The sequence below is a fragment of the Streptomyces sp. NPDC001544 genome, from assembly GCF_042894285.1.
Lineage (GTDB): Bacteria > Actinomycetota > Actinomycetes > Streptomycetales > Streptomycetaceae > Streptomyces.
Map to the genome: position 1 here is coordinate 736,504 of NZ_JBIAVN010000001.1, position 22,093 is coordinate 758,596.

Annotated in this window: 24 protein-coding genes; 11 read left to right on the top strand and 13 right to left on the bottom strand. The window is 70.3% G+C overall.

The window, feature by feature from the left end; all coding sequences use genetic code 11:
- The first annotated feature begins 225 nt into the window (after positions 1-225).
- The 3 genes from ACFY0F_RS03325 to ACFY0F_RS03335 all read left to right on the top strand — a co-directional run bounded on the left by ACFY0F_RS03325 (position 226) and on the right by ACFY0F_RS03335 (position 3,366).
- Positions 226-852 (top strand): TetR/AcrR family transcriptional regulator, encoded by a 627-nt coding sequence (locus tag ACFY0F_RS03325; protein WP_388789174.1) that lies wholly within the window; start codon positions 226-228, stop codon positions 850-852.
- A gap of 125 nt (positions 853-977) precedes the next feature.
- Positions 978-2,036 (top strand): endonuclease/exonuclease/phosphatase family protein, encoded by a 1,059-nt coding sequence (locus ACFY0F_RS03330; protein WP_388788108.1) that lies wholly within the window; start codon positions 978-980, stop codon positions 2,034-2,036.
- A gap of 112 nt (positions 2,037-2,148) precedes the next feature.
- Positions 2,149-3,366, top strand: coding sequence for an MFS transporter (locus ACFY0F_RS03335; protein WP_388788111.1), 1,218 nt, complete (start codon positions 2,149-2,151; stop codon positions 3,364-3,366).
- Positions 3,367-3,427: 61 nt separating this feature from the next.
- Here the strand turns inward: ACFY0F_RS03335 and ACFY0F_RS03340 are convergent, their stop codons facing one another.
- The 4 genes from ACFY0F_RS03340 to ACFY0F_RS03355 form a co-directional block, all read right to left on the bottom strand.
- Positions 3,428-3,883, bottom strand: a complete 456-nt coding sequence (locus tag ACFY0F_RS03340) for a hypothetical protein (protein WP_388788114.1) — start codon at positions 3,881-3,883, stop codon at positions 3,428-3,430.
- Positions 3,884-4,061: 178 nt separating this feature from the next.
- Positions 4,062-4,409 (bottom strand): hypothetical protein, encoded by a 348-nt coding sequence (locus ACFY0F_RS03345; RefSeq protein ID WP_388788117.1) that lies wholly within the window; start codon positions 4,407-4,409, stop codon positions 4,062-4,064.
- A 30-nt stretch (positions 4,410-4,439) separates the two neighbouring features.
- The gene (locus ACFY0F_RS03350; RefSeq protein ID WP_388788120.1) at positions 4,440-4,838 is read right to left on the bottom strand and encodes a hypothetical protein; all 399 of its coding nucleotides are present in this window, start codon (positions 4,836-4,838) and stop codon (positions 4,440-4,442) included.
- 109 nt (positions 4,839-4,947) lie between these two features.
- On the bottom strand, positions 4,948-5,322 hold the full coding sequence (locus tag ACFY0F_RS03355; protein WP_388788123.1) for a MerR family transcriptional regulator: 375 nt from the start codon (positions 5,320-5,322) through the stop codon (positions 4,948-4,950).
- 44 nt (positions 5,323-5,366) lie between these two features.
- Here ACFY0F_RS03355 and ACFY0F_RS03360 point away from each other — a divergent pair, with 44 nt between their 5' ends.
- Positions 5,367-6,260, top strand: coding sequence for an NAD(P)H-binding protein (locus ACFY0F_RS03360; protein ID WP_388788126.1), 894 nt, complete (start codon positions 5,367-5,369; stop codon positions 6,258-6,260).
- Between the two features lie 304 nt (positions 6,261-6,564).
- A complete protein-coding gene (locus ACFY0F_RS03365; protein WP_388788129.1) occupies positions 6,565-6,717 on the top strand; it encodes a hypothetical protein in 153 nt (50 codons plus the stop codon).
- A 143-nt stretch (positions 6,718-6,860) separates the two neighbouring features.
- Here ACFY0F_RS03365 and ACFY0F_RS03370 read toward each other — a convergent pair whose 3' ends face one another.
- From ACFY0F_RS03370 to ACFY0F_RS03380, 3 genes are all read right to left on the bottom strand, one after another.
- Complete coding sequence (locus ACFY0F_RS03370) at positions 6,861-7,214, bottom strand: hypothetical protein (protein ID WP_388788132.1); 354 nt, start codon at positions 7,212-7,214, stop codon at positions 6,861-6,863.
- Between the two features lie 77 nt (positions 7,215-7,291).
- Entirely contained in the window at positions 7,292-7,507 is a 216-nt protein-coding gene (locus tag ACFY0F_RS03375; RefSeq protein WP_388788135.1) for a hypothetical protein, read from the bottom strand.
- Between the two features lie 117 nt (positions 7,508-7,624).
- Complete coding sequence (locus tag ACFY0F_RS03380; RefSeq protein ID WP_388788138.1) at positions 7,625-9,673, bottom strand: NAD(+) synthase; 2,049 nt, start codon at positions 9,671-9,673, stop codon at positions 7,625-7,627.
- 190 nt (positions 9,674-9,863) lie between these two features.
- On the opposite strand from ACFY0F_RS03380, the gene ACFY0F_RS03385 reads away from it, so the two are divergent.
- Positions 9,864-10,205, top strand: a complete 342-nt coding sequence (locus ACFY0F_RS03385; RefSeq protein WP_388788141.1) for a hypothetical protein — start codon at positions 9,864-9,866, stop codon at positions 10,203-10,205.
- Between the two features lie 66 nt (positions 10,206-10,271).
- Here ACFY0F_RS03385 and ACFY0F_RS03390 read toward each other — a convergent pair whose 3' ends face one another.
- The 3 genes from ACFY0F_RS03390 to ACFY0F_RS03400 form a co-directional block, all read right to left on the bottom strand.
- Positions 10,272-12,215: a protease pro-enzyme activation domain-containing protein gene (locus ACFY0F_RS03390; protein WP_388788144.1), complete on the bottom strand. Its 1,944-nt coding sequence runs from the start codon at positions 12,213-12,215 to the stop codon at positions 10,272-10,274.
- Between the two features lie 218 nt (positions 12,216-12,433).
- Positions 12,434-13,060: a DUF305 domain-containing protein gene (locus tag ACFY0F_RS03395; RefSeq protein ID WP_388788146.1), complete on the bottom strand. Its 627-nt coding sequence runs from the start codon at positions 13,058-13,060 to the stop codon at positions 12,434-12,436.
- Positions 13,057-13,734: a DUF3105 domain-containing protein gene (locus ACFY0F_RS03400; protein WP_388788149.1), complete on the bottom strand. Its 678-nt coding sequence runs from the start codon at positions 13,732-13,734 to the stop codon at positions 13,057-13,059. The genes ACFY0F_RS03395 and ACFY0F_RS03400 overlap by 4 nt, the downstream gene beginning before the upstream one ends.
- 143 nt (positions 13,735-13,877) lie before the next feature.
- Here ACFY0F_RS03400 and ACFY0F_RS03405 point away from each other — a divergent pair, with 143 nt between their 5' ends.
- Entirely contained in the window at positions 13,878-14,315 is a 438-nt protein-coding gene (locus ACFY0F_RS03405; RefSeq protein WP_388788151.1) for an Rrf2 family transcriptional regulator, read from the top strand.
- Positions 14,316-14,347: 32 nt separating this feature from the next.
- On the opposite strand, the gene ACFY0F_RS03410 is transcribed toward ACFY0F_RS03405, so the two are convergent.
- Positions 14,348-15,544 (bottom strand): globin domain-containing protein, encoded by a 1,197-nt coding sequence (locus ACFY0F_RS03410; RefSeq protein ID WP_388788154.1) that lies wholly within the window; start codon positions 15,542-15,544, stop codon positions 14,348-14,350.
- Positions 15,545-15,880: 336 nt separating this feature from the next.
- Between ACFY0F_RS03410 and glnA the strand changes: the two genes are divergently transcribed.
- On the top strand, positions 15,881-17,242 hold the full coding sequence (gene glnA / locus ACFY0F_RS03415; protein ID WP_361437730.1) for a type I glutamate--ammonia ligase: 1,362 nt from the start codon (positions 15,881-15,883) through the stop codon (positions 17,240-17,242).
- A 383-nt stretch (positions 17,243-17,625) separates the two neighbouring features.
- On the opposite strand, the gene ACFY0F_RS03420 is transcribed toward glnA, so the two are convergent.
- Positions 17,626-19,995 (bottom strand): Orn/Lys/Arg decarboxylase N-terminal domain-containing protein, encoded by a 2,370-nt coding sequence (locus tag ACFY0F_RS03420; protein WP_388788157.1) that lies wholly within the window; start codon positions 19,993-19,995, stop codon positions 17,626-17,628.
- Between the two features lie 219 nt (positions 19,996-20,214).
- On the opposite strand from ACFY0F_RS03420, the gene ACFY0F_RS03425 reads away from it, so the two are divergent.
- Positions 20,215-21,006 (top strand): SDR family NAD(P)-dependent oxidoreductase, encoded by a 792-nt coding sequence (locus ACFY0F_RS03425; RefSeq protein WP_388788160.1) that lies wholly within the window; start codon positions 20,215-20,217, stop codon positions 21,004-21,006.
- A gap of 15 nt (positions 21,007-21,021) precedes the next feature.
- Here the strand turns inward: ACFY0F_RS03425 and ACFY0F_RS03430 are convergent, their stop codons facing one another.
- Entirely contained in the window at positions 21,022-21,222 is a 201-nt protein-coding gene (locus tag ACFY0F_RS03430; protein ID WP_388788162.1) for a hypothetical protein, read from the bottom strand.
- Between the two features lie 137 nt (positions 21,223-21,359).
- Between ACFY0F_RS03430 and ACFY0F_RS03435 the strand changes: the two genes are divergently transcribed.
- Together ACFY0F_RS03435 and ACFY0F_RS03440 are read left to right on the top strand one after the other, a co-directional pair.
- On the top strand, positions 21,360-21,629 hold the full coding sequence (locus tag ACFY0F_RS03435) for a CopG family transcriptional regulator (protein ID WP_388788165.1): 270 nt from the start codon (positions 21,360-21,362) through the stop codon (positions 21,627-21,629).
- Positions 21,626-22,063 carry a type II toxin-antitoxin system VapC family toxin gene (locus ACFY0F_RS03440; protein ID WP_388788168.1) on the top strand — a complete coding sequence of 146 codons (438 nt, stop codon included), beginning with the start codon at positions 21,626-21,628 and terminating at the stop codon, positions 22,061-22,063. The genes ACFY0F_RS03435 and ACFY0F_RS03440 overlap by 4 nt, the downstream gene beginning before the upstream one ends.
- The last annotated feature ends 30 nt before the right edge of the window (positions 22,064-22,093 follow it).

A 22,093-nucleotide genomic window follows, 5' to 3' on the forward strand; every position in this document is an offset into this window, starting at 1 on the left:
GACGGGGGAGAACGGGGTAGAGCGACGCAGGAGAGTCGACCGACGGGGGAGGAGGCAGCTGCGCGACAATCGGCGCAGCAGGCGAAAGGACGGAAAGACGTGAGCCTTGCCGACAGCCGGCCCGCCGACAGCCGGTCCGCCGACGGCCGGTCTGCAGAGGACCGGTCCGCCGACGGCCGGTCCCGGCCGGACGCCCCCAGCCGGGGCCGTCCCCGCAGCGAGGCGGTGGAACAAGCCATTCTCGACGGTGTGATGAAGCTCCTCGAGGAGGGCGTCTCGCTGGCCGAACTGTCCATCGAGCGCATCGCCCGCACCGCCGGCGTCGGCAAGGCGACCATCTACCGCCGCTGGAGCGGCAAGGAGGAACTGTTCGTCGACGTCGTGCGCGCTGCCGAACCCGACGACCCGGAACTCCCCGGCACCTCGATGCGGGATGACCTGGTCGTCCTGCTGGAGGCGCTGCGCCGGCGCGGTCTGCTCAGCCGTTCCTCGGCGATCCTGCACAACGTGCACGCCCAGATGAAGAGCAGCCCCAAGATCTGGGCCGCCTACCACGCCAGCGTGATAGCTCCCCGGCGCGAGATCGGACTGCAGGTCCTGCGCCGGGGCCGGCTGAACGGCGAACTCCGCGCGGACGTCGACCTGGAACTGGCGAACGACCTCCTGGTCGGCCCCATGCTCACCCGCACCGTCATGCGGCCCGACGCCGACCTCCACGAAGGACTCGCGGAGGAGATCGTGGACACGGTCCTGGCCGGCCTACGCCCCGTCAGTTCCCCGGACAGCGGCGGCCGGAATGTGCGTGTTTCGTCACAGACCGCGTTGGTCACTCCGGTAACCGGAACTTCCTGAACCGACTTGTTCGTCCTCGTGCCCGTACGGCCGTCATGGGACGGCGGGAACGAGGTCGATCATCCCCTAGGGTCGGAAGGGACACGGGGAACACGGTGTGCACGGCAGGCAGTGAGGCAGACGGTATGGCGCAGCAGGCGTACATGACGGAGACGGACAACGGCGGCTCGGGGCCCGAGCACCAGGGATCTCGGCTTCGGCGCCTGACCAACCGGTTCCTCGGCGGCTGGCGCGGGGACCCGCGCATCTGGCGCCGGGGCGTGGTCCTCGCCGGGCTCGCGCTGCTGCTCGCCCTCGTGATGCTGCTCCACTCGCGCATCCCCAACCGGGTCGGCAACCTCGGCAGCCTCACGGAGACCTTCCTGCCCTGGCTGGGGCTGGCCATCCCGGTACTGCTGGTCCTGGGACTGGTGCGGAAGTCGGCGACGGCGCTGATCGCGACGCTGCTGCCGGGGATCGTGTGGCTGAACCTCTTCGGGGGGCTGCTCACCGACAAGTCCGGCACCGGCGGTGACCTGGTGGTGGCCACGCACAACGTCAACGCCGACAACCCGGACCCCTCCGGCACCGCCCGGGACGTGGCCGCGTCCGGCGCGGACGTACTGGCGCTGGAGGAGCTGAAGGCGTCCGCCGTGCCGGTGTACGAGAAGGCGCTGGCGTCGACGTACAAGTACCACTCGGTGCAGGGCACCGTCGGGCTGTGGAGCAGGTACCCGCTGAGCGGCGCCCGGGCCGTCGACATCAAGCTGGGCTGGACGCGGGCCATGCGGGCCACGGTGGCGACCCCGGAGGGTCCCGTCGCGGTGTACGTCGCCCATCTGCCGTCGGTGCGGGTGAAGATGGAGGCCGGGTTCACCGCCCGGCAGCGCGACACGAGCGCCGACGCGCTCGGTGAGGCGATCGCCGACGAGACGGATCAGCGGGTCGTACTGCTCGGCGACCTGAACGGCACGATGAACGACCGCGCCCTCAACGGCGTGACCTCCCAGATGCGTTCCACGCAGGGCGCCGCGGGCAGCGGCTTCGGCTTCAGCTGGCCGGCGTCGTTCCCGATGGCCCGGATCGACCAGATCATGGTCAAGGGCATCGAGCCGGAGAGCTCCTGGACCCTGCCGCGAACGGGAAGCGACCATCTGCCGGTGGCCGCGCGTGTGAAGGTCACCACATCGGCAACCGGGTCCTGACCCGTTGGAATAGGGCCCCGGAGCGCGTTTGTTCCGTACTTGAACATAGTGATACGACTGAGAAGTCGCGCACCTGTACGGAACTGCACGCAACGCTCTGAGAGGTCCCCTCATGCCCCTGGCCCTGCTCGCCCTTGCCGTGGGCGCCTTCGGCATCGGTACGACCGAGTTCGTGATGATGGGCCTGCTGCCCGACGTCGCGGAAGACCTGCACATCTCGATCCCCAGCGCCGGGCACCTGGTCTCGGCGTACGCGCTGGGCGTCGTCATCGGCGCCCCGCTCCTGGCCGCGGTCACCGCGCGGATGTCCCGCCGCACCGTCCTGATCGGCCTGATGGGCCTGTTCGTCGCGGGCAACGCCCTCTCGGCGTTCGCCCCCGGCAACGGTTCGCTGCTCGCCGCCCGGTTCCTGAGCGGTCTGCCGCACGGCGCGTTCTTCGGCGTGGGCGCGGTGGTCGCGACGACCATGGTGGCGCCGGAGCGCAAGGCCCGCTCCGTGTCCCTGATGTTCCTCGGCCTGACCGTCGCGAACGTCGCGGGCGTGCCCGCCGCCACGCTCATGGGCCAGCACCTGGGCTGGAGGGCGACGTTCCTCGGGGTCAGCGCGATCGGCCTGGTGGCGATAGCCGCGCTGGCCGCCCTGATCCCGCACGACCACACGCACGCCACCGCGGCCGGCCTGCGCGGCGAACTGGCCGCCCTGCGCCCGCTGCCGGTGTGGCTGGCCCTCGGTACGACGGTGGCCGGCTTCGGCGCCCTGTTCTCGGCGTACAGCTACATCACGCCGATGCTGACCCGGTCCGCCGGATTCGCCGAGTCCAACGTGACGCTGCTGCTCGCGCTGTTCGGCGTCGGCGCCACCGCCGGCAACCTGCTCGGCGGCCGCCTCGCCGACCACTCCCTGCGCGGCACGCTGTTCGGCGGACTCGGCTCCCTGGCCGCGGTCCTGCTGCTGTTCCCCGTCCTCATGCGCACGGAGTGGAGCGCGGCCCTCGCGGTCGTCCTCCTCGGCATGGCGGCCTTCGCGACGGGCTCCCCGCTCCAGCTCATGGTCATGGAGAAGGCCTCCGCAGCCCCCTCCCTGGCCTCCTCCGCCAACCAGGCCGCCTTCAACCTGGCCAACGCCGGCGGCGCCTGGATCGGCGGCCTGGCCCTCGCGGCCGGCTTCGGCGCGACGTCCCCGGCGCTCGCCGGGGCGGCCCTGGCGGTACTCGGCCTCGCGGTGGCCGGCGTGGCCTACGCGGTGGACCGCCGCCGCGTCCCCGCCGCCGGGCGGGAGCGCGTGGTCGCCTCCCACGTCCCGCAGGAGGCGGAGGCGCTGCACCGCTGAGTGCGGCGGGCCGACGGGCGGCGGGGTCAGGCCCCGCCGCCCGTGCCCTGCCGTCCCCAAGCTATCCGCAGTGGACGCCTTCGTGGGAAACCTGCGCCGTGCCCCACGAGCCAAGTATTTCCCCGTAGATCGATATGCACCGACCCGAAGCGGACAATGAAACAGGTCCGGCGTAGGACGAGTACAGCCCCTCGTCGGTCACCTTCTTCTCCGAGTAGCAACTCGAACCGGAAGTGCCGGCCTTGCAGCGGTCAAGGGTCACATTCGTCAGGGTCGGTGTACCGTACGCGCCGGCCGAATTCTTGACCGTCACCGCGCAGTTGTAACCGGTGGAGGAGTCGAAATAGAGGTAGACATCACCTCTCGACACCCCACCGTTGTCCTTCACCGGATACGTACTGACAAGTGACCCGGAACAGCCGTATCCTCCGGCACTCGCCGCCGGCGCGGTGATCAAAGTGGCCCCCACGGCCGCCACTGCCACGACAAGTCCGGAAGCAACGGTTCTTTTCCGCATGTACCCTCCCTGAGTAAGTCCCCCGCAGTCGCCCACGAGCGGGTCACACTGTTCCGACTGGCCATGCGTGACGACGCCGACGCGCGACCGGTCGGAAGTATTACAGGGACAGCCCGAACTGATCGACATCCGGACCCGTCTGGCTTGGGAGTTGGCGCGATCACGTCGCCTCGTCAGGTCAGCCCGCCTGCTCCAGGGCGTCCGCCCGCCTCACCAGGTCCGCCGCGATGCCGTCCCAGTCCGGCCCGTGCAACCACAGGTTCTGGGCGGCCTCCCGCAACAGTGCCGGTTCGTCCGGCCGCTGCAACAGCACCAGGCGGTACGACAGGTTCCGGACCCAGACCGGGAGACGACCGTCGACCGGATTCGGGCAGAGCGCACGCAGCATCGCCAGGATCGACGCCGGGTCGGCGAAGGTCAGCTCCTCGACGAAGTAGCGCTCCTCGTGCGCGAGGCCGCACTCCGGCACGGGTCGGTACTCGTCCCCGTAGAGACACCGGGCGTGCTCCGTCAGGCTGGTGTGCATGCACCGGAGCCTAGGCTGCGGCCAGGGCGCTCACGAAGACGAGGGCGCATCGGCGTGAACGTACACGTCCCCCTTGACGATGTCGTCGACCTCTTCCGCCCGTACGGCGGAGAAGCCGGCCAGCCGCAGGATTCCGATCAGTGCCGTCTGCATGAGCAGAACGACCTCGGAGAAGCGCTTCCACTCCGGCGCCGCCGGGTCCTGTCGTTCCGTCATTGCCCGCACCGCGGCCTCCGTCATTTCCGGAGCGCTCCAGCGGGCGTAAAGGCCTCCGGCGCGCTTGCCCTGGCTGTCGACTTCGACCCGAACGCCGGGCTGCACCGGCGCTCCCGGGCGCTCGACACCGGCGGGAAGACCGGCACGGTGGAGTTCCCGGCAGACCCGGCCTGCCAGTTCGTACCCGGCGGCGATGACTTCCTCCGCACCCATGTTCGGCTCCCCGGGGTTAGCTGTTGCGGGCCAAGACGTTGATGTCGGCGGTCACTTGCTACTGATCAAGGGCTATGGTCATCGACCGCGAATTCCTCACATTGGATGATCAAGGGTCCCAGACGAATGTCGCGCAGTCCGCGCACTCCTCAAGGTACCGATGGCGACACTCGACGGTGTGCCGGAGGAAGGTGATCGCTTGCTGTCTGCTGCGGACCTCACTTTCGAGCACGGCGATCTTCGCGCGCACGACCTCCTGCGCGGCGGACTTCTTCGGGGACATCGCTGCGGTGACCTCTGGCAGCGAGAGCCCGACTTGTCGCAGTTTCAGCACGGTTCGTGCCTGCTCCAGGACGTCGTGGTCGTAGAGGCGGTAACCGTTCGCGTCCCGGTGCACCGTGAGTGCTCCGACGTGCTCCCAGTGCCGTAGGACATGGGCCTCGACTCCAAGCTGCGCAGCCGCCTCGCCGATCGTTATCGCCATTCCGCCTTGCCTTGATGTCGACCTGAACCTTTAGCCTCCCCAGCATGCCTGACAGTTCTCCCACCCCGCCTACTCCTGCTTGTTCCCGATCGGTCCTGGTCACCGGCGCGACGGGCAACCTCGGCCGTGAGCTCCTCGCCCGGCTGCATGCGCGCGCGGCAGCTGTGCGGTGCCTCGATCGTCGCCGTGTTGGCCCTCGACCCGGCATCGAGTCGGTACGCGGTGACCTGACCGACGCCGCCTCCGTCCGTGCGGCGCTCGACGACATCGACACCGTCTTCCTCATATGGCCGCTGCTCGACACCGCCCCCGCCGAGCCTCTGATCGCAGAACTCGCCGCAGCAGCACCGCGCGTCGTCTACCTCTCCTCGACTGCGATCGATGACGCCTCATTTCGCCAGAGTGACCCGATTGTGCAGGTACACGCGGACATGGAACGCCAGCTCCATGCTGCTGGCCTGCATCCCACCGTGCTGCGCAGCGACACGCTGGCGTCCAACGCCCGGGGCTGGGCGGCACAGCTGCGCGCAGGCGACGTGGTCAGAGGTCCGGACATAGCGCGCACAGCAGTCGTGGACGAGGGTGATGTCGCGGCCGCAGCCGCGGAGGTGCTCCTTCGACGCCAGGACGACTCGGATCGCATCCCCTACCTGCTGACCGGGCCCGAGCCGCTCAGCAGGGCCGACCAGGTGGGAATCCTCGGTGCCGCCCTCGGACGAAAGTTGCGTTTCGAGCCGGTCCCCGTGGATATCGCGCGGGCACGAATGCTCGCGGACGGCCGTCCCGAACGGCTGGTCGATGCCCTCATCGCGGCGTCAACGCGGCGACCCGAGTCACGTCTTGTCACCGATGATGTCGAGCGCCTGACCGGTAGGCCGGCCCGCCCCTTTGCGCAGTGGGCCATCGACCACAGCACCGAGTTCGGCCCGCGGCCATGACCACACACATCAGGTCCCGCACGATCCGGATGCCCCGTCCGGTGAGCCGGGCCTTGCCCTCCGCGCTGACACCGGCCGGTTCACCGCCATCGTCATCGCTGGGACCGCAGGAACGGATGGTCGCGATGAGACCGAGCACACCCTCCGCGAGGATGTGCTCGATGTACCACTGCCGCGGCTGCCGGCCCGCGACATGCGTTCCCGGGGCCAGGTCGTTGAGCCCGGCCGCATCGCAGGTGCGGAAACCGGCAAGCGTGAGCACGCTCCTGATCGTCTCGTCCATCAGTGAGACGATCCGCGTACCGTGCGCGATCACCGGTTCCTGGAGGTCGACCCCGTCCGGCCGCATACAGGCGAAGACGGCCTCGGTCAGGGCCGCACCGGCGTTCCAGGTGACGTGGACGCCACCTGCCGGCCCTTCGACGGTGTCGACGTGGACGCACGCGCCGGCCTGTAGGTCGGCCAGGGCGCCGGGGTGTTCCACGTAGGCGGGGAGACCGGCGCGTTGCAGCTCGCGGCATACCGTCTCCGCCAGCTCGTGCCACTCGGCGATGACCTCTTCCGGAGCATGCGGAGGCGAGGTCCGCCTCCCCGGCGCCTTCACCGCGGGCCGATCAGGGCGGCCTCGACGGCGTCACCCGTCATCTCGATCACCAGGGCCTTCTCCCGCATGTCTGTCGGAAGGCGCGCGTGTGCTTCGGCGCCGCAGACGAACAGGCCCTCGCTCGGATCGAAGATCACCGCTTCCAGCCGTGCGGCCAGTTCGGCCACGATGGCGAAGACTCCCGGCCCGGAATGCGGACGCTCCACCAGGATGCCGGTCTCGTCGACGAAGATCTCGGCCGCACTGCCGTCCGCGGCCCGGACCCAGTACTGCATACGTCCGCCGTCCAGCACCGTGAGGTTCGGGTCACCGACGTCGTAAGGGCTGAGGACCGCTCGAACGACGTCCATGTCCAAGGGAACTGGTACGTCACTGCCTTCGACGAATGTGTAGATCGACGGGCTGTAGCTCACAGCGGCTCCCACTCCTATCCCTTGAGCCAGGACATGAAGCGTGTGCGCTCGTCGCCGCACCGGCCGCCGCCGGAGGCGTGGACGCTGTTCGGGCTGAAGGTGGACCCATACGGATCGGAGGTGAGTGTGCAGGCTTCCCGTACGGGCTGCAGAGCGTAGTAGCCGAATGCGACCAGCGCCGCGACCAGCAAGGTCGTCAGCACGTGGCGACGGGCTGTTGGGGAAGGCATGCGGTGATGCCAGGGCAAGAAGGTGCGGCCGAAACCGACCGCCCGTCGTTGGCCACCCAGCACACCCCTCCTGCGCGTGGCGGCCGGGCCCCTGAACCACCGGATTTCGCCGGCCCGTCACGCCTCCGGCACGTCGAACCGGGCCAGATCCCGCAGCCACGCCCGCGCGTTGCCGTCCGAAGGCGCCCGCCAGTCGCCGCGCGGGGACAGCGAACCGCCGGCCGCGACCTTGGGCCCGTTCGGCATGGCCGAGCGTTTGAACTGGGCGAAGGCGAAGAAGCGGCGGCAGAAGACCTCCAGCCAGTGCCGGATCTCCGGGAGGTCGTAGGCCACCCGCTTGGCGTCGGGGAAGTTCGGCGGCCAGGCGCCGGACTCCGGGTCGTGCCAGGCGTGCCAGGCGAGGAAGGCGATCTTGGAGGGGCGGAAGCCGTAGCGCAGCACGTGGAAGAGGGTGAAGTCGTGCAGCGCGTACGGGCCGATCTTCGACTCCGTCGACTGCATCTCCTCACCCGGGACCAGCTCCGGGCTGATCTCGGTGTCGAGGATGGCGGCGAGCGTGTCGCCGGTCTCCTCGTCGAACTGGCCGCTGCTGATGACCCAGCGGATCAGGTGCTGGATCAGGGTCTTCGGCACTCCGCCGTTGACGTTGTAGTGGCTCATCTGGTCGCCCACGCCGTACGTGGACCAGCCGAGCGCCAGCTCCGACAGGTCGCCGGTGCCCAGCACGATGCCGCCGCGCTGGTTGGCCAGCCGGAAGAGGTAGTCGGTGCGCAGACCGGCCTGGACGTTCTCGAAGGTGACGTCGTACACCGGCTCGCCGGACGCGAACGGGTGGCCCATCTCCCGCAGCATCAGCCGCGCGGTCGGTGTGATGTCCAGCTCGGCCGCGGTGACGCCGAGCGAGTTCATCAGCTTGTGGGCGTTGTCCTTGGTGTGGTCGCTGGTGGCGAAGCCGGGCAGCGTGAAGGCCAGGATGTCGCTGCGCGGGCGGCCGGCGCGGTCCATCGCGCGGGCGGCGACGATCAGCGCGTGCGTGGAGTCCAGGCCGCCGGACACGCCGATGACGACCTTCGGCCCGCCGATCGAGGCGAGCCGCTGCTGCAGGCCCGCCACCTGGATGTTGTACGCCTCGTAGCAGTCCTGGGCGAGGCGGTCGGCGTCGGCCGGCACGAACGGGAAGCGTTCCAGGCGACGGCGCAGCCCCAGGTCGGTGAGCGGCGGATCGAGCGCGAACGTGATCGTCCGGAAGTCGGCGGTCCGCGCGCTGTGCGTGCGGCGGTTGTCGTCGAACGTGCCCATCCGCAGCCGCTCCTGCCGCAGCAGGTCGAGGTCCACGTCGGCCACCGCGTGAGAGTCGTCCAGCGGGAACCGCTCGGTCTCGGCGAGCAGTACGCCGTTCTCGTAGACCATGGCCTGGCCGTCCCAGGACAGGTCGGTGGTCGACTCGCCCAGGCCGGCCGCCGCGTAGACGTAGGCGGCCAGACAGCGGGAGGACGCCGAACGGCACAGCAGCTTGCGGTCCTCGGCCCGTCCGACCGTGATCGGGCTGCCCGAGAGGTTGACGAGGACGGTCGCGCCGGCGAGGGCCGCCTCCGCGCTGGGCGGCACCGGCACCCACATGTCCTCGCAGATCTCCGCGTGCAGCACGAGACCGGGGACGTCCTGGGCCTCGAACAGCAGGTCCACGCCGAACGGCACCGTCTCGCCGCCCAGGCGGATCGATCCGCCGCGCTCGTCGGAGCCGTCGCCGATCTGCCGGCGCTCGTAGAACTCCCGGTAGTTCGGGGGGTACGACTTGGGTACGACACCGAGGACGCGGCCGCGGTGCACGATCACCGCGCAGTTGTAGACCCGGTTTCGGTGGCGCAGCGGGGCGCCGACGACCAGCACCGGCAGCAGGTCGGCCGACCCGGCCACCACCTCCTGGAGCGCTTCCTCGACCCGGTCGAGCAGCGCGTCCTGCAGCAGCAGGTCCTCGATCGAGTAGCCGCACAGCACCAGCTCCGGGAAGACGGCGACGGCGACGCCCTCCTCGGCGCACCGGCGTGCCTGGCGCAGGACCGCTTCGGCGTTGGCGGGCGGGTCCGCGATGACGGTGTGACCCGTACACGCGGCGACGCGTGCGAACCCGTGCTGATAGATGGACCAGAAGTTCGACTGAGGCACGAGGGCCAGTGTAATCGTCAGAGCGACGCGATCGAGGGTGGGGCCTCGCACCCGTGTATGGCGCACCGCGATGGTCGTGACCATGGCACGGTCGTACCCTGAATCGTCCCCTTCGAGCAGGAGGCGCCGTGCAACGCACGGCTGTCGTGGGCCCAGGCCGCCGCAGGTCGGAGTGGGGCTGGTTCATGGCGTGGCTCGCGTCGGCGGATGTGTCGCGCTCGGGCCGGCCGCGCTGCTGTCCGTGGGCCTGGTCCTGATCGTCCCGGGAGTCCTGGCCGCCGTCCTCCTCCTGCTGCGCAAGGGGCACCGGAACGCCGTCGTCGGCGGCGTCACCGGCCTGTCCCTGCCCCTCTTCTTCCTCGCCCACCTGAACCGGGGCGGCCCGGGGACGGTGTGCCGGGCGGCGGCCGGCGGGGAGACCTGCACCGACGAGTACGCCCCGGTGCCGTTCCTGATCGCCGGTGCGCTGCTCTTCGCCGCCGGCCTGCTGGTCTTCCTGGTTCTCGACCGTCGGCGCGGCGGAACCGGCTGACCCCGGCACACGCGTGCGCCCGCCCCTCCGGACGAGGAGGAGCGGGCGCACGGTGCCGGGAGGGCGTCAGTGCTTCTTGTACGACTGCACGTAGCCGTTCGCGGGCGAGCCCACGCCGGTGACGTCGTCGTAGCCCTTCACCGCGGACAGCGAGCTGTCCTTACCGAGGCTGCGGACCGAGTACAGCAGGCCGCCGGTGGCGTCGAGGCCGTTGGCGAAGTCCACGCGGGCGACCGCGAGGTCCGTGCCGGTCGGCTTGTCCACCACGTCGTGGTAGGCCTTCGAGCCGGCCTTGGCGTAGATGGCCGGGTTGGCGAAGCCGAGCGCCTTGCCGCCACGCGCCTCCTGGGCCAGGGCCTGCACGGCCGCGATCACCGGCGCGGCCAGCGAGGTGCCGCCGATGCGGTACTCGCTGTACTGCTCCGACCCGTCGGGGAAGGTCTGCGTCTGGCCGACGAGGAAGCCGGTGTTCGGGTCGGCGATCGCCGCGATGTCCGGGACGACGCGGTTGCCGGCGGCGTTGTTGGCCTTGGCGAGCGAGTCCGGGACGACACCCTTCTGGTAGAAGGGCTCGGCCACGGTCTTGCTGGTGCCGCCGCCCGCACCCGAGGTGAACGCGCCGGGGAAGCCCGTCCAGCTCTTGCCGTCGGCCGACAGCGTGGCCTTCTCGGTGCCCCAGCCGGTCTCCCACAGGTACGTGTCGCCCTTGCCGACCGCCAGCGAGGTACCGCCGACCGCCGTCACCCAGGCCGAGTTGGCGGGGGTGTCGACCTGCTTCGTCTTGGTGTGGGCGACCTCGTCGCCGTTGTCACCGGAGGAGAAGTAGAAGCCGATGCCCTCGACCGCGCCGAACTGGAAGACCTGGTCGTAGGCGGCGGCCAGGTCCGGCGTCTGGTTGGCCTCGATGTCGCCCCACGAGTTGGAGACGATGTCGGCCAGGTGGTTGTCGACGACCTTGCTGAGCGAGTCGAGCAGGTCGTCGTCCATGCAGGACGCGGCGCCCACATAGGTGACGTTCGCGTTCGGCGCCACCGCGTGCACGGCCTGCACGTCGAGGGTCTCCTCGCCGTACCAGCCGGAGGCGTCGCACTCGTCGGCGCCGGTGTGCGTGTAGTTCTTGGGCAGCACCTGCTTCAACTGGCCGGTCTTCCAGGCCGCGTCACCGTTCTTCTTCGCGTAGGTCTGCGAGTCGAAGGCGATGGTCGGCGAGGCGTACGCGTCCGTGATGGCGACCCGCACACCCTTGCCGGTGTACGTGCCGGCGCCGTAGGCGGCGCGCAGCTGCTTGCCGGTGTAGCCCTTGACGGCGTACGGGATCTTCTGGCCGTAGGCGTCGGGCAGCGTGCTCGCGATGTTCGAGCCGTAGTACGAGGAGAACGGCCCGGAGTTCTTGAACACCTTGCCCGGTCCGGGCAGCTGGTCGTCGTGGTTCGCCTTGTGCGGCGCGTTGTCCAGGCCGGTGACGGTCAGGACGGCGCCCTTCAGGCTCTCCGGCGCGGAGGCCGTCTTCGACGGCGCGCGGTAGGTCCTGGAGCCCTTGGCGTAGTTGTGCAGCTGGGTGCCGAACGCCTTCTCGGCGGCGGCCACGTCACCGGTGACGGAGACGTAGTGCTGCGTGACCCCGGTGATCTGCAGCCCGGCCGACTTCAGCCAGGACTTGACCGCGGCCACCTGGGCCTTGGTGGCGCCGTAGCGGACCTGGGCCTGCTTGGCGCTGAGGTACTTGCCGTAACTCGGCGAGCTCGGGTCGGACACCGCCTTGGCGTAGGCCGCGAGGCCGGACGCGTCGCGGCCGGCGAAGTACACCCGGGCGTTGACCAGGGCGCTGTCGGACGCGGCGCCCTTGTCCGCCTTGGCCGTGGCCCAGGCGGGCTTGGTGCCCGCGAGCGTGTCCCGGCCCGGGTTGCCCGCGGCGTGCGCCGCGGGTATGCCGAGCGCCAGCGCACCGGCGACCATGGGCAGTGTCGCTGCCAGGCTCACGGTGCGCAGGTTGGCGCGGTTGGATCTCATGTAACCCCCTGCGATGCGCCCCTGATGAGAGGCGCATGTAGGCATGTGTGGTCGGTCATCGGCGATCCGCGCCGGGCCCGCGGCGGTTCGGCCCGATGGATCACACGATCGGGGCCACTCTTTCGATGAACCGTTCATGCCAGGGGAACGCAAAAGTCAAGAGAAACCCAAGGAACGGTCATCCAGGGGAATTTGGGGCTTTTATCCTTGCGGGAGCATTAAGAACGCGCTTGCGCCCCGCGCTCCTTGAGCATGTCCGCCATCAGCTGGATCTCCGACTGCTGCGCGTCCACCATGCCCTGCGCGAGCCTCTTCTCCACGCCGACGGTGCACTTGGCCACGCATCCCTCGGCCATGTGGATGCCGCCCTTGTGATGGTCCGTCATCAACTGCAGGTAGAACACCTCGGCCTGCTTGCCGCTGAGGCCCTGCAGTTTCTTCAGGTCGCTGTTGGTGGCCATGCCCGGCATCAGCGCGCCGTCCTTGCCGGCGGGCATGTCACCCATCCCCATCCAGGTCATCGGCGACTCGGCCGACACCTTGGGCAGCCCCCACAGGTCGAGCCATCCCAGCAGCATGCCGCGCTGGTTGGCCTGGGTCTGCGCGATGTCGTAGGCGAGCCGCCGGACTTCCTCGTCCTTCGTGCGGTCGCGCACGATGTACGACATCTCGACGGCCTGCTGGTGATGGACCGCCATGTCCCGCGCGAAGCCCGCGTCCGCCGACTCCGCGCCCGGTGTGCTCGTGCCGGAGTCCCCGTCCTCGGCCACCGCGTAGGTGATCGCCCCGGCCGCGACGAGTGCCGCCGCCGCCGCGCCCGCGACCCAGCCGACGAGCCGCGTCACTTCATCGTCCCGCCGGTGCACGAGGCGCCCGGCTCAGGGGTCTGCTCGCCCTGCACGTAGGTGGCGAAGAACTTGTTCACCGCCGGGTCGTCGGCGCTCTTCACGGTCAGCTGGTGGCCCCACGCCGACAGGATCAGCGGCGCCGCCTGGTTCTCGTACGGGCTCATCAGCGAGTACGGCGTCTGCTTCACCTTGGCGGCGAGCGCGTCCACGTCCGCCTTCTTCGCCTTGGCGGTGTACGTCACCCAGACCGCGCCGTGCTCCAGTGCGTGCACGGCGTTCTCGTCCTTCACGGGCGAGGTGTAGACGTTGCCGTTGCAGTTCAGCCACACCGGGTTGTGGTTGCCGCCCACCGGCGGGTGCATCGGGTACTTCACGGACGTGGTGACGTGCGTCCGGGACAGCTTGCCCGACCAGGTCCGCACACCGTCCTTGCCGGTCGTGAAGTGCCCCGAGTCCCCGGAGCTCTTGGAACCGCCCGCCGATTCCTTGTCGCCGGAGTCGTCCTGCGAGCGCACCAGCACCACGCCGCCGACGACGAGACCGGCGACCACCACCACGCTCGCGGCGACGGTCAGGATCCGGTTGCGCCGCTCGCGAGCCTGCTCGGCACGCCGCATCTCCTCTATTCGCGCCTTGCGGTCGGCGTTGCCGGTCTTCTTCGCGGAACCCATGGGCGGTGTCCTTCTGGGGGAAAGGCAAGGGACGGTGGGCCCGCTGATCGTAGTGGCAGACGGGTCACCGGCCGCAGTGAGGTCCGGTAACTGTACGGAAACGATAATTTGAATGCCGGATGCGCATTATCTACGCTGGCGGCATGCGGCTGCTGCGCTCCACCGACCTGGCCCTGCGGATGCTCATGCGGCTCGCCGTCGCCGGCGAGACCAGCCCCACGACCCGCGAAGTCGCCGGGGACATGGACGTGCCGTACACACACGCGGCCAAGGTCGTCGCCGAGCTGCAGCACATGGGCCTGGTCGACGCCCGGCGCGGCCGGGGCGGCGGGCTCACCCTCACCGAGCGGGGTCGCACCGCGTCGGTGGGCGCCGTGGTCCGCGCCTTCGAGGGCGACGGCGACGTGGTCGACTGCGAGGGCGGCGCCACCCCCTGCCCCCTGAACTCCGCCTGCCGGCTGCGCGGCGCGCTGCGGCGGGCCCAGGAGGCGTTCTTCGCCACGCTGGACCCGCTCACGGTGGCGGACATGGTCACCGCCCCGACCGGCCCGCTCCTGCTGGAGATCGGAAGGGCGTCCTGAGGGCTCAGCCGTGAGGGCCCACCCCTGGGGACTCAGCCCTGCGAGGCCAGCCACAGGTCCGGGCCGAACACCTCGTAGTGGATGTCGGCGGGCGCCACGCCCTTCTCGATGAGCTGGGTGCGCACCGCGCGCATGAAGGGCAGCGGGCCGCACAGGTACGCGCGCGTGCCGCTCGGTACGACGATGCCGCTCAGGTCCACCAGCCCGGACCGCGCGCCCGCCGGGGCCTGCGCCTCGTACCAGAAGTGCACGGCCGCGTCCGGCAGCTTCGCCGCGTACGCCTCGTGGTCGGCGCGCAGGGCGTGATCGGCGGGGGAGCGGTCGCCGTGGACGACGGTGACCGGGGCGCGGTGGCCGGTCTCCGCCAGTTGCGCCAGCATCGCGGTCATCGGGGTCACACCGATGCCGGCGGAGGCCAGCAGCAGGGGCGTGTCCGTGACGTCGTCCAGGACGAGGTCGCCGTACGGCTCCGACAGCTCGAGGACGTCGCCCTCGCGCACGCGCGCGTGGAGGTGGTGGGAGACCTCGCCCTCCGGAGTCGCGCCGCCGGCGTCCCCGGACACCCGCTTCACGCTGATCTGCCGCAGCGCGGAGCCCGGTGCCCCGGAGAGGCTGTACTGCCGTATCTGCCGCGCGCCGTCCGGCAGCTCGACGCGGACGGAGACGTACTGCCCGGCGCGGAAGTCCCGCACGGGACCGCCGTCGACCGGGCGCAGCCGGAAGCTCGCCACGTCGCCGGTCTCCGCGACCCGCTCGACGACCTCCCACTCCCGCCATCCGTGGCCGCCGCTCTCCTCGTACAGCCGCTTCTCGACGGCGATGAGCGCGTTCGCCATCAGCCAGTACACCTCGTCCCAGGCGGCCGCGACCTCCGGCGTGACGGCCTCGCCGAGGACGTCGACGATGGCGGCGAAGAGGTGCTCGTGCACGACCTGGTACTGCGCGGGCGTGACGCCGAGGGAGGCGTGCTTGTGCGCGATGCGGGACAGCATGGCGTCCGGCCGCTGGTCCGGGTGGTCCACGAGGTGCGTGGCGAAGGCGGCGACGGAACCGGCGAGGGCCTGGCGCTGGGTGCCGGCGGCCTGGTTGCCGCGGTTGAACAGGTCGCGCAGCAGTTCGGGGTGGGCGGCGAAGAGACCGGCGTAGAAGCGCTCGGTGATCTCGCCGATGGCGGCGCCGACGACGGGGAGCGTGGCGCGGACGGTGGCTGCGGACTGCTCGGAGAGCATGGCGGACTCCTGGGACGACGGACCCGACACGGGTCCGGCACTGATCCAGACGCTATTTAAATTTGCATTTTAGATGCAAATTAAAGGGGCGTGGTGTTGCTCACGGAGGACGACGGAACCGAGGCGGACCGGCCATTACAAGGGCGACTCCCAGGGGGCAAGATGGGGCGAGAGCAGTACACCCGCCGCACCCGTGCCGTTCAGCCCCTGGACGGTCGGCCGATCAAGGTCGGCAACACGCGTGAAATGGTGTTGTGGTGGGATGCTCAGGTGCCCGACCGCCTCCCGTGGTACGAGGGACAGGCGGCCTGACCAGCAAGGATGGGGAAGCGGAAGATGGACAAGCAGCAGGAGTTCGTGCTCCGGACGTTGGAGGAGCGCGACATCCGGTTCGTACGCCTGTGGTTCACGGACGTGCTGGGCTTCCTGAAGTCCGTGGCCGTGGCCCCCGCCGAGCTGGAACAGGCCTTCGACGAGGGCATCGGCTTCGACGGCTCCGCGATCGAGGGCTTCGCCCGGGTCTACGAGTCCGACATGATCGCCAAACCGGACCCCTCCACCTTCCAGGTCCTGCCCTGGCGCGCCGAGGCCCCCGGCACGGCCCGCATGTTCTGCGACATCCTCATGCCCGACGGCTCCCCGTCCTTCGCCGACCCGCGCTACGTCCTCAAGCGCGCCCTCGCCCGCACCTCCGACCTGGGCTTCACCTTCTACACCCACCCGGAGATCGAGTTCTTCCTCCTGAAGGACCGCCCCCTCGACGGCTCCCGCCCGACGCCCGCCGACAACTCCGGCTACTTCGACCACACCCCGCAGAACATCGGCATGGACTTCCGCCGCCAGGCGATCACCATGCTGGAGTCGATGGGCATCTCGGTCGAGTTCTCCCACCACGAGGGCGCCCCCGGCCAGCAGGAGATCGACCTGCGCTACGCCGACGCGCTCTCCACGGCGGACAACATCATGACGTTCCGCCTGGTCATGAAGCAGGTGGCGCTGGAGCAGGGCGTGCAGGCGACCTTCATGCCGAAGCCGTTCTCCGAGCACCCGGGCTCGGGCATGCACACGCACCTCTCGCTCTTCGAGGGCGACCGCAACGCGTTCTACGAATCCGGCGCCGAGTACCAGCTCTCCAAGGTGGGCCGCTCCTTCATCGCGGGCCTGCTCAAGCACGCGGCGGAGATCTCCGCGGTCACCAACCAGTGGGTCAACTCCTACAAGCGCATCTGGGGCGGCTCCGAGCGCACCGCGGGCGCCGGCGGCGAGGCCCCGTCCTACATCTGCTGGGGCCACAACAACCGCTCGGCCCTGGTCCGCGTCCCGATGTACAAGCCCGGCAAGACCGGCTCCGCGCGCGTGGAGGTCCGCTCCCTGGACTCCGGCGCCAACCCGTACCTGGCGTACGCGCTGCTGCTGGCCGCCGGCCTCAAGGGCATCGAGGAGGGCTACGAGCTCCCGCCCGGCGCCGAGGACGACGTCTGGGCCCTCTCCAACGCCGAGCGCCGCGCCATGGGCATCGAACCCCTCCCGCAGAACCTCGGCGAGGCCCTCACCCTCATGGAGAACAGCGACCTGGTCGCCGAAACCCTCGGCGAACACGTCTTCGACTTCTTCCTCCGCAACAAGCGCCAGGAGTGGGAGGAGTACCGCTCCGAGGTGACGGCGTTCGAGTTGCGGAAGAACCTGCCGGTGCTTTGAGCAGGGGCGACGGATGGGGCCGACGGTCGTGCACCGTCGGCCCCACGGTGTTTCACGTCACCCTGGCCGTCTCCGGGCCGTCGGCCGTCTCCGGGTCGTCCGGCCGGAACAGGAAGTGTGTCCGGGGGGTAGTGGACTGTGCATGACGGAGCACCGGCAAGGGAGAGCGGGAGGGCGCGCACGGCAGGGACGGCGCCGGGGACCCCGATTAGTGGCGGTCCTGGCTGAAACGACTGTCGTGTACGGGCTGGCCGCCGTGCTGTGGCACGTATGGCTCGGGCACTCATGGGGAGATGCCGTGGCCCTGGCCGTGTCGCTGGGAGTGAGCGTGACGGTGGGGACACGGCTGGGGCTGGCCATCCGCAAGCGGTGTGGTCGGTGATTCAGCGGCGCGGGTGAGCCGGCTCGGGGGCGTGGCGTTGGGCCGGGGTGGTGGCTCGGTGGGGGTGGTGCTCCGGGCGCAAGCACTCGATCAGGTAGTCGCCGGTTTCCTCGTCCACGGTCACGCCGTGGGTTTCGCTGGTGAAGCCCGGGAAGCGGCGGTCGAAGGACTCCAGGGCGGCGAGGTAGCACAGCAGTGGGCCGTCGGGGGTGCCGGTGTTCTCTCCGGGCATCAGGACCGGGATGCCGGGCGGGGTGACGGTGACCATGGCCGCGGCGATACGGTCCGCCGCCTCGGTGAGGCGGACGCGTTCGGTGCCGCCGCGTACCAGGCGCTGGTAGCAGAGCTGGGGTTGGGCCACCGGCTCCGGCAGTTGCTGGAAGGCGGTGTCCAGCAGCTCCACGAGGCGGACCGAGCGCAGGTGGTCGTGCATCTGCCGGCAGAGTTCGGGGAGCGTCAGGCCGGCGTACCGCTGGGGGTGTGCGGCGTTGAGCGCGGGGAGTACCCGGTCCAGTCGGGCCGCGCCGTCGTACAGCGCCTTGAAGTCCATCAGAGCGTCCAGCAGGGTGCCCCACTTGCCCTTGGTGATGCCCATGGAGAACAGCACCAGCGTGGTGTAGCTGTCCGTCTTCTCCACGACGATGTTCCGGGTGGCCAGGTAGGCCGTGAGGACACGGGCCGGGATGCCGGTGTCCGCCATCTCGCCGGTGGCGCTGATCCCCGGGCAGGTCAGGGTGGCCTTGATGGGGTCCAGCATGCAGTGGCCCTCGCTCAGCCCGGGGAAGCCGTGCCAGTCGGCGCCCGGCTCCAGGGTCCAGCAGGACGGCTCGCTGCTCAGCAGCTCGGCCGGTGCCTCGTCGAAGGGGAGGCGTTTGCCGCTCGCCGGATCGGTCACCGTCTCGGGCTGCCACACGCCGAAGAACCACGGCGGCCGGTCCCCGGCGGCCTCGATGCGCCGCCCGACGCGCACCATCTCCTGGCGGAAGCGGACCGCCTCGGTCACCGCCTCGTCGACCAGCCACCGGCCCTGCGGCCCGTCCATCATGGCGGTCGCCACGTCCAGCGAGGCGATCATCGGGTACAGCGGTGACGTGGTGCCGTGCATCATCAGCGCCTCGTTGAACCGGTCGTGCTCCACGGGCGCCCGGGGCGCGGGCCGGACGTGCACCATGGCGCTCTGCGACAGCGCGGCCAGCAGTTTGTGCGTGGACTGGGTCGCGAAGACGGTGGGCCGGTCCGGGCCGGGGAAGGCCTCCTCGTCCACGGACATGCCGTAGCGGCCCGCGTAGAGGGGGTGGAAGCGGGCGTACGCGAACCAGGCCTCGTCGAAGTGCAGGCGGGGCGTGCTGGGCGCGAACGCCCTCGCCGTCGCCGCCGCGTCGTAACACAGGCCGTCGTACGTGGAGTTGGTGAAGACCGCGTACTGGGCGTGCGGTGAGACGGCCCCCGCCGCGAGCGGGTGCGTGGCGATCCGGTCCGCCACCGCACCGGCGTCCAGCTCCGCCGGGGGCAGCGGCCCCGCCAGGCCGTAACCGTTGCGGGTGGGGATCAGGTAGACGGGACGGGCGCCGGAGACGACCAGGCCGTGCAGCACCGACTTGTGGCAGTTGCGGTCCACCAGCGCGATCTCGTCGCGCGTGACGCTGAAGTGGCCGACCAGCCGGTTGCAGGTGGAGTCGCCGTGCAGCACGAAGTAGGTGAGGTCGGCTCCGAAGACCCGTGCGGCGTTCCGCTCCGCCTCGCCGATCGGGCCTGTGTGCTCGAACAGCGAGCCGAGCTCCTCGACCGAGATCGACAGGTCGCTGCGCAGCAGGCGCTCACCGAAGTAGTCGTGGAAGGCCCGCCCGGCGGGCGACTTCAGGAAGGCGACGCCGCCGGAGTGGGCCGGGGTGTGCCACGAGTACTCGTGCGCGTCGTCGAAGCGGCGCAGCGCCCGGAAGAACGGCGGCAGGACCGCCTCCCGGTACGCGCGGGCGGCGGTCGTCACTCGCCCCGCGATGAAGCCCGGGGTGTCCTCCAGCGGCCACACATACCCCACCACCGACTCCGACACCCACAGCGGCAGGTCCCGTACGCCGTCGTCCGCCATCACCAGGAACACGGGCAGGTCCTGGAACCGCCGGCCGATCCGGCGCAGCACGGCGGCCCCGCCGGGCTCGCCCCCGTCCCCGGGCAGGTCCCAGGCCACCAGCGCCGCGGCCAGCCCGGCCTCGGTGCGCAGGACCGCCTCCGCGTCGGCGGCACCGACCGCCCAACGCACCCCGAAGCCGCCCGCCTCGATGGCGTCCCGGATCCGCCGCAACTGCTCGGCGCCCGCACCCTCGTCCCGCTGGTGCTCCCGTACCGCGATCAGAATCCCGTTCTCGGCCATGCCGCCCCCCCCTCCGGCGGCCCACGCCGCCTATGGCCGAGTGTCCGGCGGCTCCGGTGCCGCCGCCGGTGGGGCGAGCACCAAACCACCCCGCGGACGGAAACCACCCTTCGCGCGTTGACGGGCGGGTTTCCGAGAGGCCTGCTGCTCGCCCGAGCCGACGGCGCCGCATCCGCGTACCCTCGACATATGCGGTGATCGACTCGGAGAGGGAGCGCCATGGATCTCCAGCTCAAGGACAAGGTCGCCGTCGTCACCGGGGCGAGCAAGGGCATCGGACTCGCCATCGCCGACGCGTTCGCCCGGGAAGGCGCACACGTCGTCGCCGGCAGCCGGAGCATCACTCCCGAGCTGCAGGCGCTTCATGAGAACCACGGCGTCACCGCGGTCCCGGTCGACCTGTCCACCGCGGACGGACCGGACACGCTCGTCCGGCTCGCGGTGGACCAGTACGGCGGGGTCGACATCCTGGTCAACAACCTTGGCGCGGCGACCTCCCGTCCGAGCTTCCTCGACATCGACGACGCCGAGTGGCAACGCATCTTCAACATGACCCTGTTCAGCGCGGTCCGGACGAGCCGCGCGGCGCTTCCTCACCTGTTGGCGGACGGCGGCTCCATCGTCAACATCAGCTCCATCAACGCGCGCCTGCCTTTCCCCGCGGTCGTCGACTACTCCGCGGCCAAGGCCGGGCTGAGCAGCCTGACCAAGTCGCTGTCGGAGGAGTTCGCGCCGCGCGGCGTCCGGGTCAACGCGATCGCACCAGGACCGGTCCGCACTCCCTTCTGGACCGCTCCGGGTGGTTTCGCCGACGCGACGGCGGCGCAGGCCGGCACCACCGCGCAGGAGGCCATCGATGTGGTCGTGCCGCAGAGCATGGGCATCTCCACGGGGCGGGTCACCGAACCTCAGGAAGTCGCCGATCTGGCTCTCTTCCTCGCCTCGCCACTCGCCGGGAACATCACAGGAGCCGAGTTCACCATCGACGGTGGCCAGGTCAAGACGGTGTGATCGCCTGGAGCCTTGCTATTCGGGCCGCAGGGCGGTCTCGGAGCGGGTGCGTTCGTACCCGGCGGGGTCGAGGGTCTCCCAGACCGCCTGGCCAAGGACACCGCGGGCCGGCAGGCGCGAGCCTGCGATACGCGGGCAGTCCGGAAGGTGGGCGGGGCGGTGGAGGTCGACGCCGTCGAACACCAACGTGGCGGACACGTCGAGCATCTTGGTCACCCCGGAAGGCCGGCTGCGCCGAGATTCCTCCCGTACCAGCGTAGGGCGGTCCGCCCTCCGGCGCCGTGCCTGACCGGGGCCGGACTGGTGCTCGCGAGGGCGCCATGTGGCTGGTACATATCCTGTACCATGCAGGCATGGCTCTGAAGCGCACCAATGTCTACGCCGACGACAGCGACCTCGCGCTGATCAAGGACGCCGCCGCCCGCATGGGCGTCTCCGAGGCCGAGATAATCCGCGAAGGAATCCATCGCATCGCCCTGGCGCACCGGGTCTGGGATGAGCCCTTCGTGTCCGACGAGGAGACCTTCGACCTCGGCGGTCCCGTCACCGGAGAGGACGTTCGCGCCGCGGTGACCGCGGGCTACGAGGCGCGGGAACGCCGGAACGGGGAACACGCGGCTTGATCGCCATCGCCGACACCTCCGGGATCCTCACGCTTTTCAACCGCTCCGATCCCGACCACCGGGCGGCCAGAAAGGCCGCGGACGAGTGTGGTTTCCTCGTCGCCACGCCTCTGGCGCTGACTGAGGTCCATCAGGTGGCCACCGTCCGAGCCGGGCGGGCCGCCGCCGACGGAATCCTGCGCTCACTCGCGGCGCGGGTGCGCCAGATGCGGCTCGTCCTGGCTCCGCCCACGCCCGAGATCCTCGACGCGGCGCTGGCCGTACGAGCACGGTACGGATCACTCGACCTCGACCTGGTGGACGCCGTGAACGTGGCGCTCGCCGCCGAGTACGGCACGGACGCCGTTCTCACCCGGGACCTCCGCGACTTCCGTGCCGTCCGTCCGCTGTCCGGCGGGCACACCCACTTCCGGATCCTTCCGGACGATCTCTGACCTGGCGCTCTCCCGGTGGGCAGCTGAGGA

Excerpts from the sequence above, each read along its gene's own strand:
- ACFY0F_RS03330 (WP_388788108.1), top strand. The coding sequence starts at position 978 with ATGGCGCAGCAGGCGTACATGACGGAGACGGACAACGGCGGCTCGGGG.
- ACFY0F_RS03335 (WP_388788111.1), top strand. The coding sequence starts at position 2,149 with ATGCCCCTGGCCCTGCTCGCCCTTGCCGTGGGCGCCTTCGGCATCGGT.
- ACFY0F_RS03340 (WP_388788114.1), bottom strand. The coding sequence starts at position 3,883 with ATGCGGAAAAGAACCGTTGCTTCCGGACTTGTCGTGGCAGTGGCGGCC.
- ACFY0F_RS03345 (WP_388788117.1), bottom strand. The coding sequence starts at position 4,409 with ATGCACACCAGCCTGACGGAGCACGCCCGGTGTCTCTACGGGGACGAG.
- ACFY0F_RS03350 (WP_388788120.1), bottom strand. The coding sequence starts at position 4,838 with ATGGGTGCGGAGGAAGTCATCGCCGCCGGGTACGAACTGGCAGGCCGG.
- ACFY0F_RS03355 (WP_388788123.1), bottom strand. The coding sequence starts at position 5,322 with ATGGCGATAACGATCGGCGAGGCGGCTGCGCAGCTTGGAGTCGAGGCC.
- ACFY0F_RS03360 (WP_388788126.1), top strand. The coding sequence starts at position 5,367 with ATGCCTGACAGTTCTCCCACCCCGCCTACTCCTGCTTGTTCCCGATCG.
- ACFY0F_RS03370 (WP_388788132.1), bottom strand. The coding sequence starts at position 7,214 with ATGGACGTCGTTCGAGCGGTCCTCAGCCCTTACGACGTCGGTGACCCG.
- ACFY0F_RS03375 (WP_388788135.1), bottom strand. The coding sequence starts at position 7,507 with ATGCCTTCCCCAACAGCCCGTCGCCACGTGCTGACGACCTTGCTGGTC.
- ACFY0F_RS03390 (WP_388788144.1), bottom strand. The coding sequence starts at position 12,215 with ATGAGATCCAACCGCGCCAACCTGCGCACCGTGAGCCTGGCAGCGACA.
- ACFY0F_RS03400 (WP_388788149.1), bottom strand. The coding sequence starts at position 13,734 with ATGGGTTCCGCGAAGAAGACCGGCAACGCCGACCGCAAGGCGCGAATA.
- ACFY0F_RS03405 (WP_388788151.1), top strand. The coding sequence starts at position 13,878 with ATGCGGCTGCTGCGCTCCACCGACCTGGCCCTGCGGATGCTCATGCGG.
- ACFY0F_RS03410 (WP_388788154.1), bottom strand. The coding sequence starts at position 15,544 with ATGCTCTCCGAGCAGTCCGCAGCCACCGTCCGCGCCACGCTCCCCGTC.
- glnA (WP_361437730.1), top strand. The coding sequence starts at position 15,881 with ATGGACAAGCAGCAGGAGTTCGTGCTCCGGACGTTGGAGGAGCGCGAC.
- ACFY0F_RS03420 (WP_388788157.1), bottom strand. The coding sequence starts at position 19,995 with ATGGCCGAGAACGGGATTCTGATCGCGGTACGGGAGCACCAGCGGGAC.
- ACFY0F_RS03425 (WP_388788160.1), top strand. The coding sequence starts at position 20,215 with ATGGATCTCCAGCTCAAGGACAAGGTCGCCGTCGTCACCGGGGCGAGC.
- ACFY0F_RS03435 (WP_388788165.1), top strand. The coding sequence starts at position 21,360 with ATGGCTCTGAAGCGCACCAATGTCTACGCCGACGACAGCGACCTCGCG.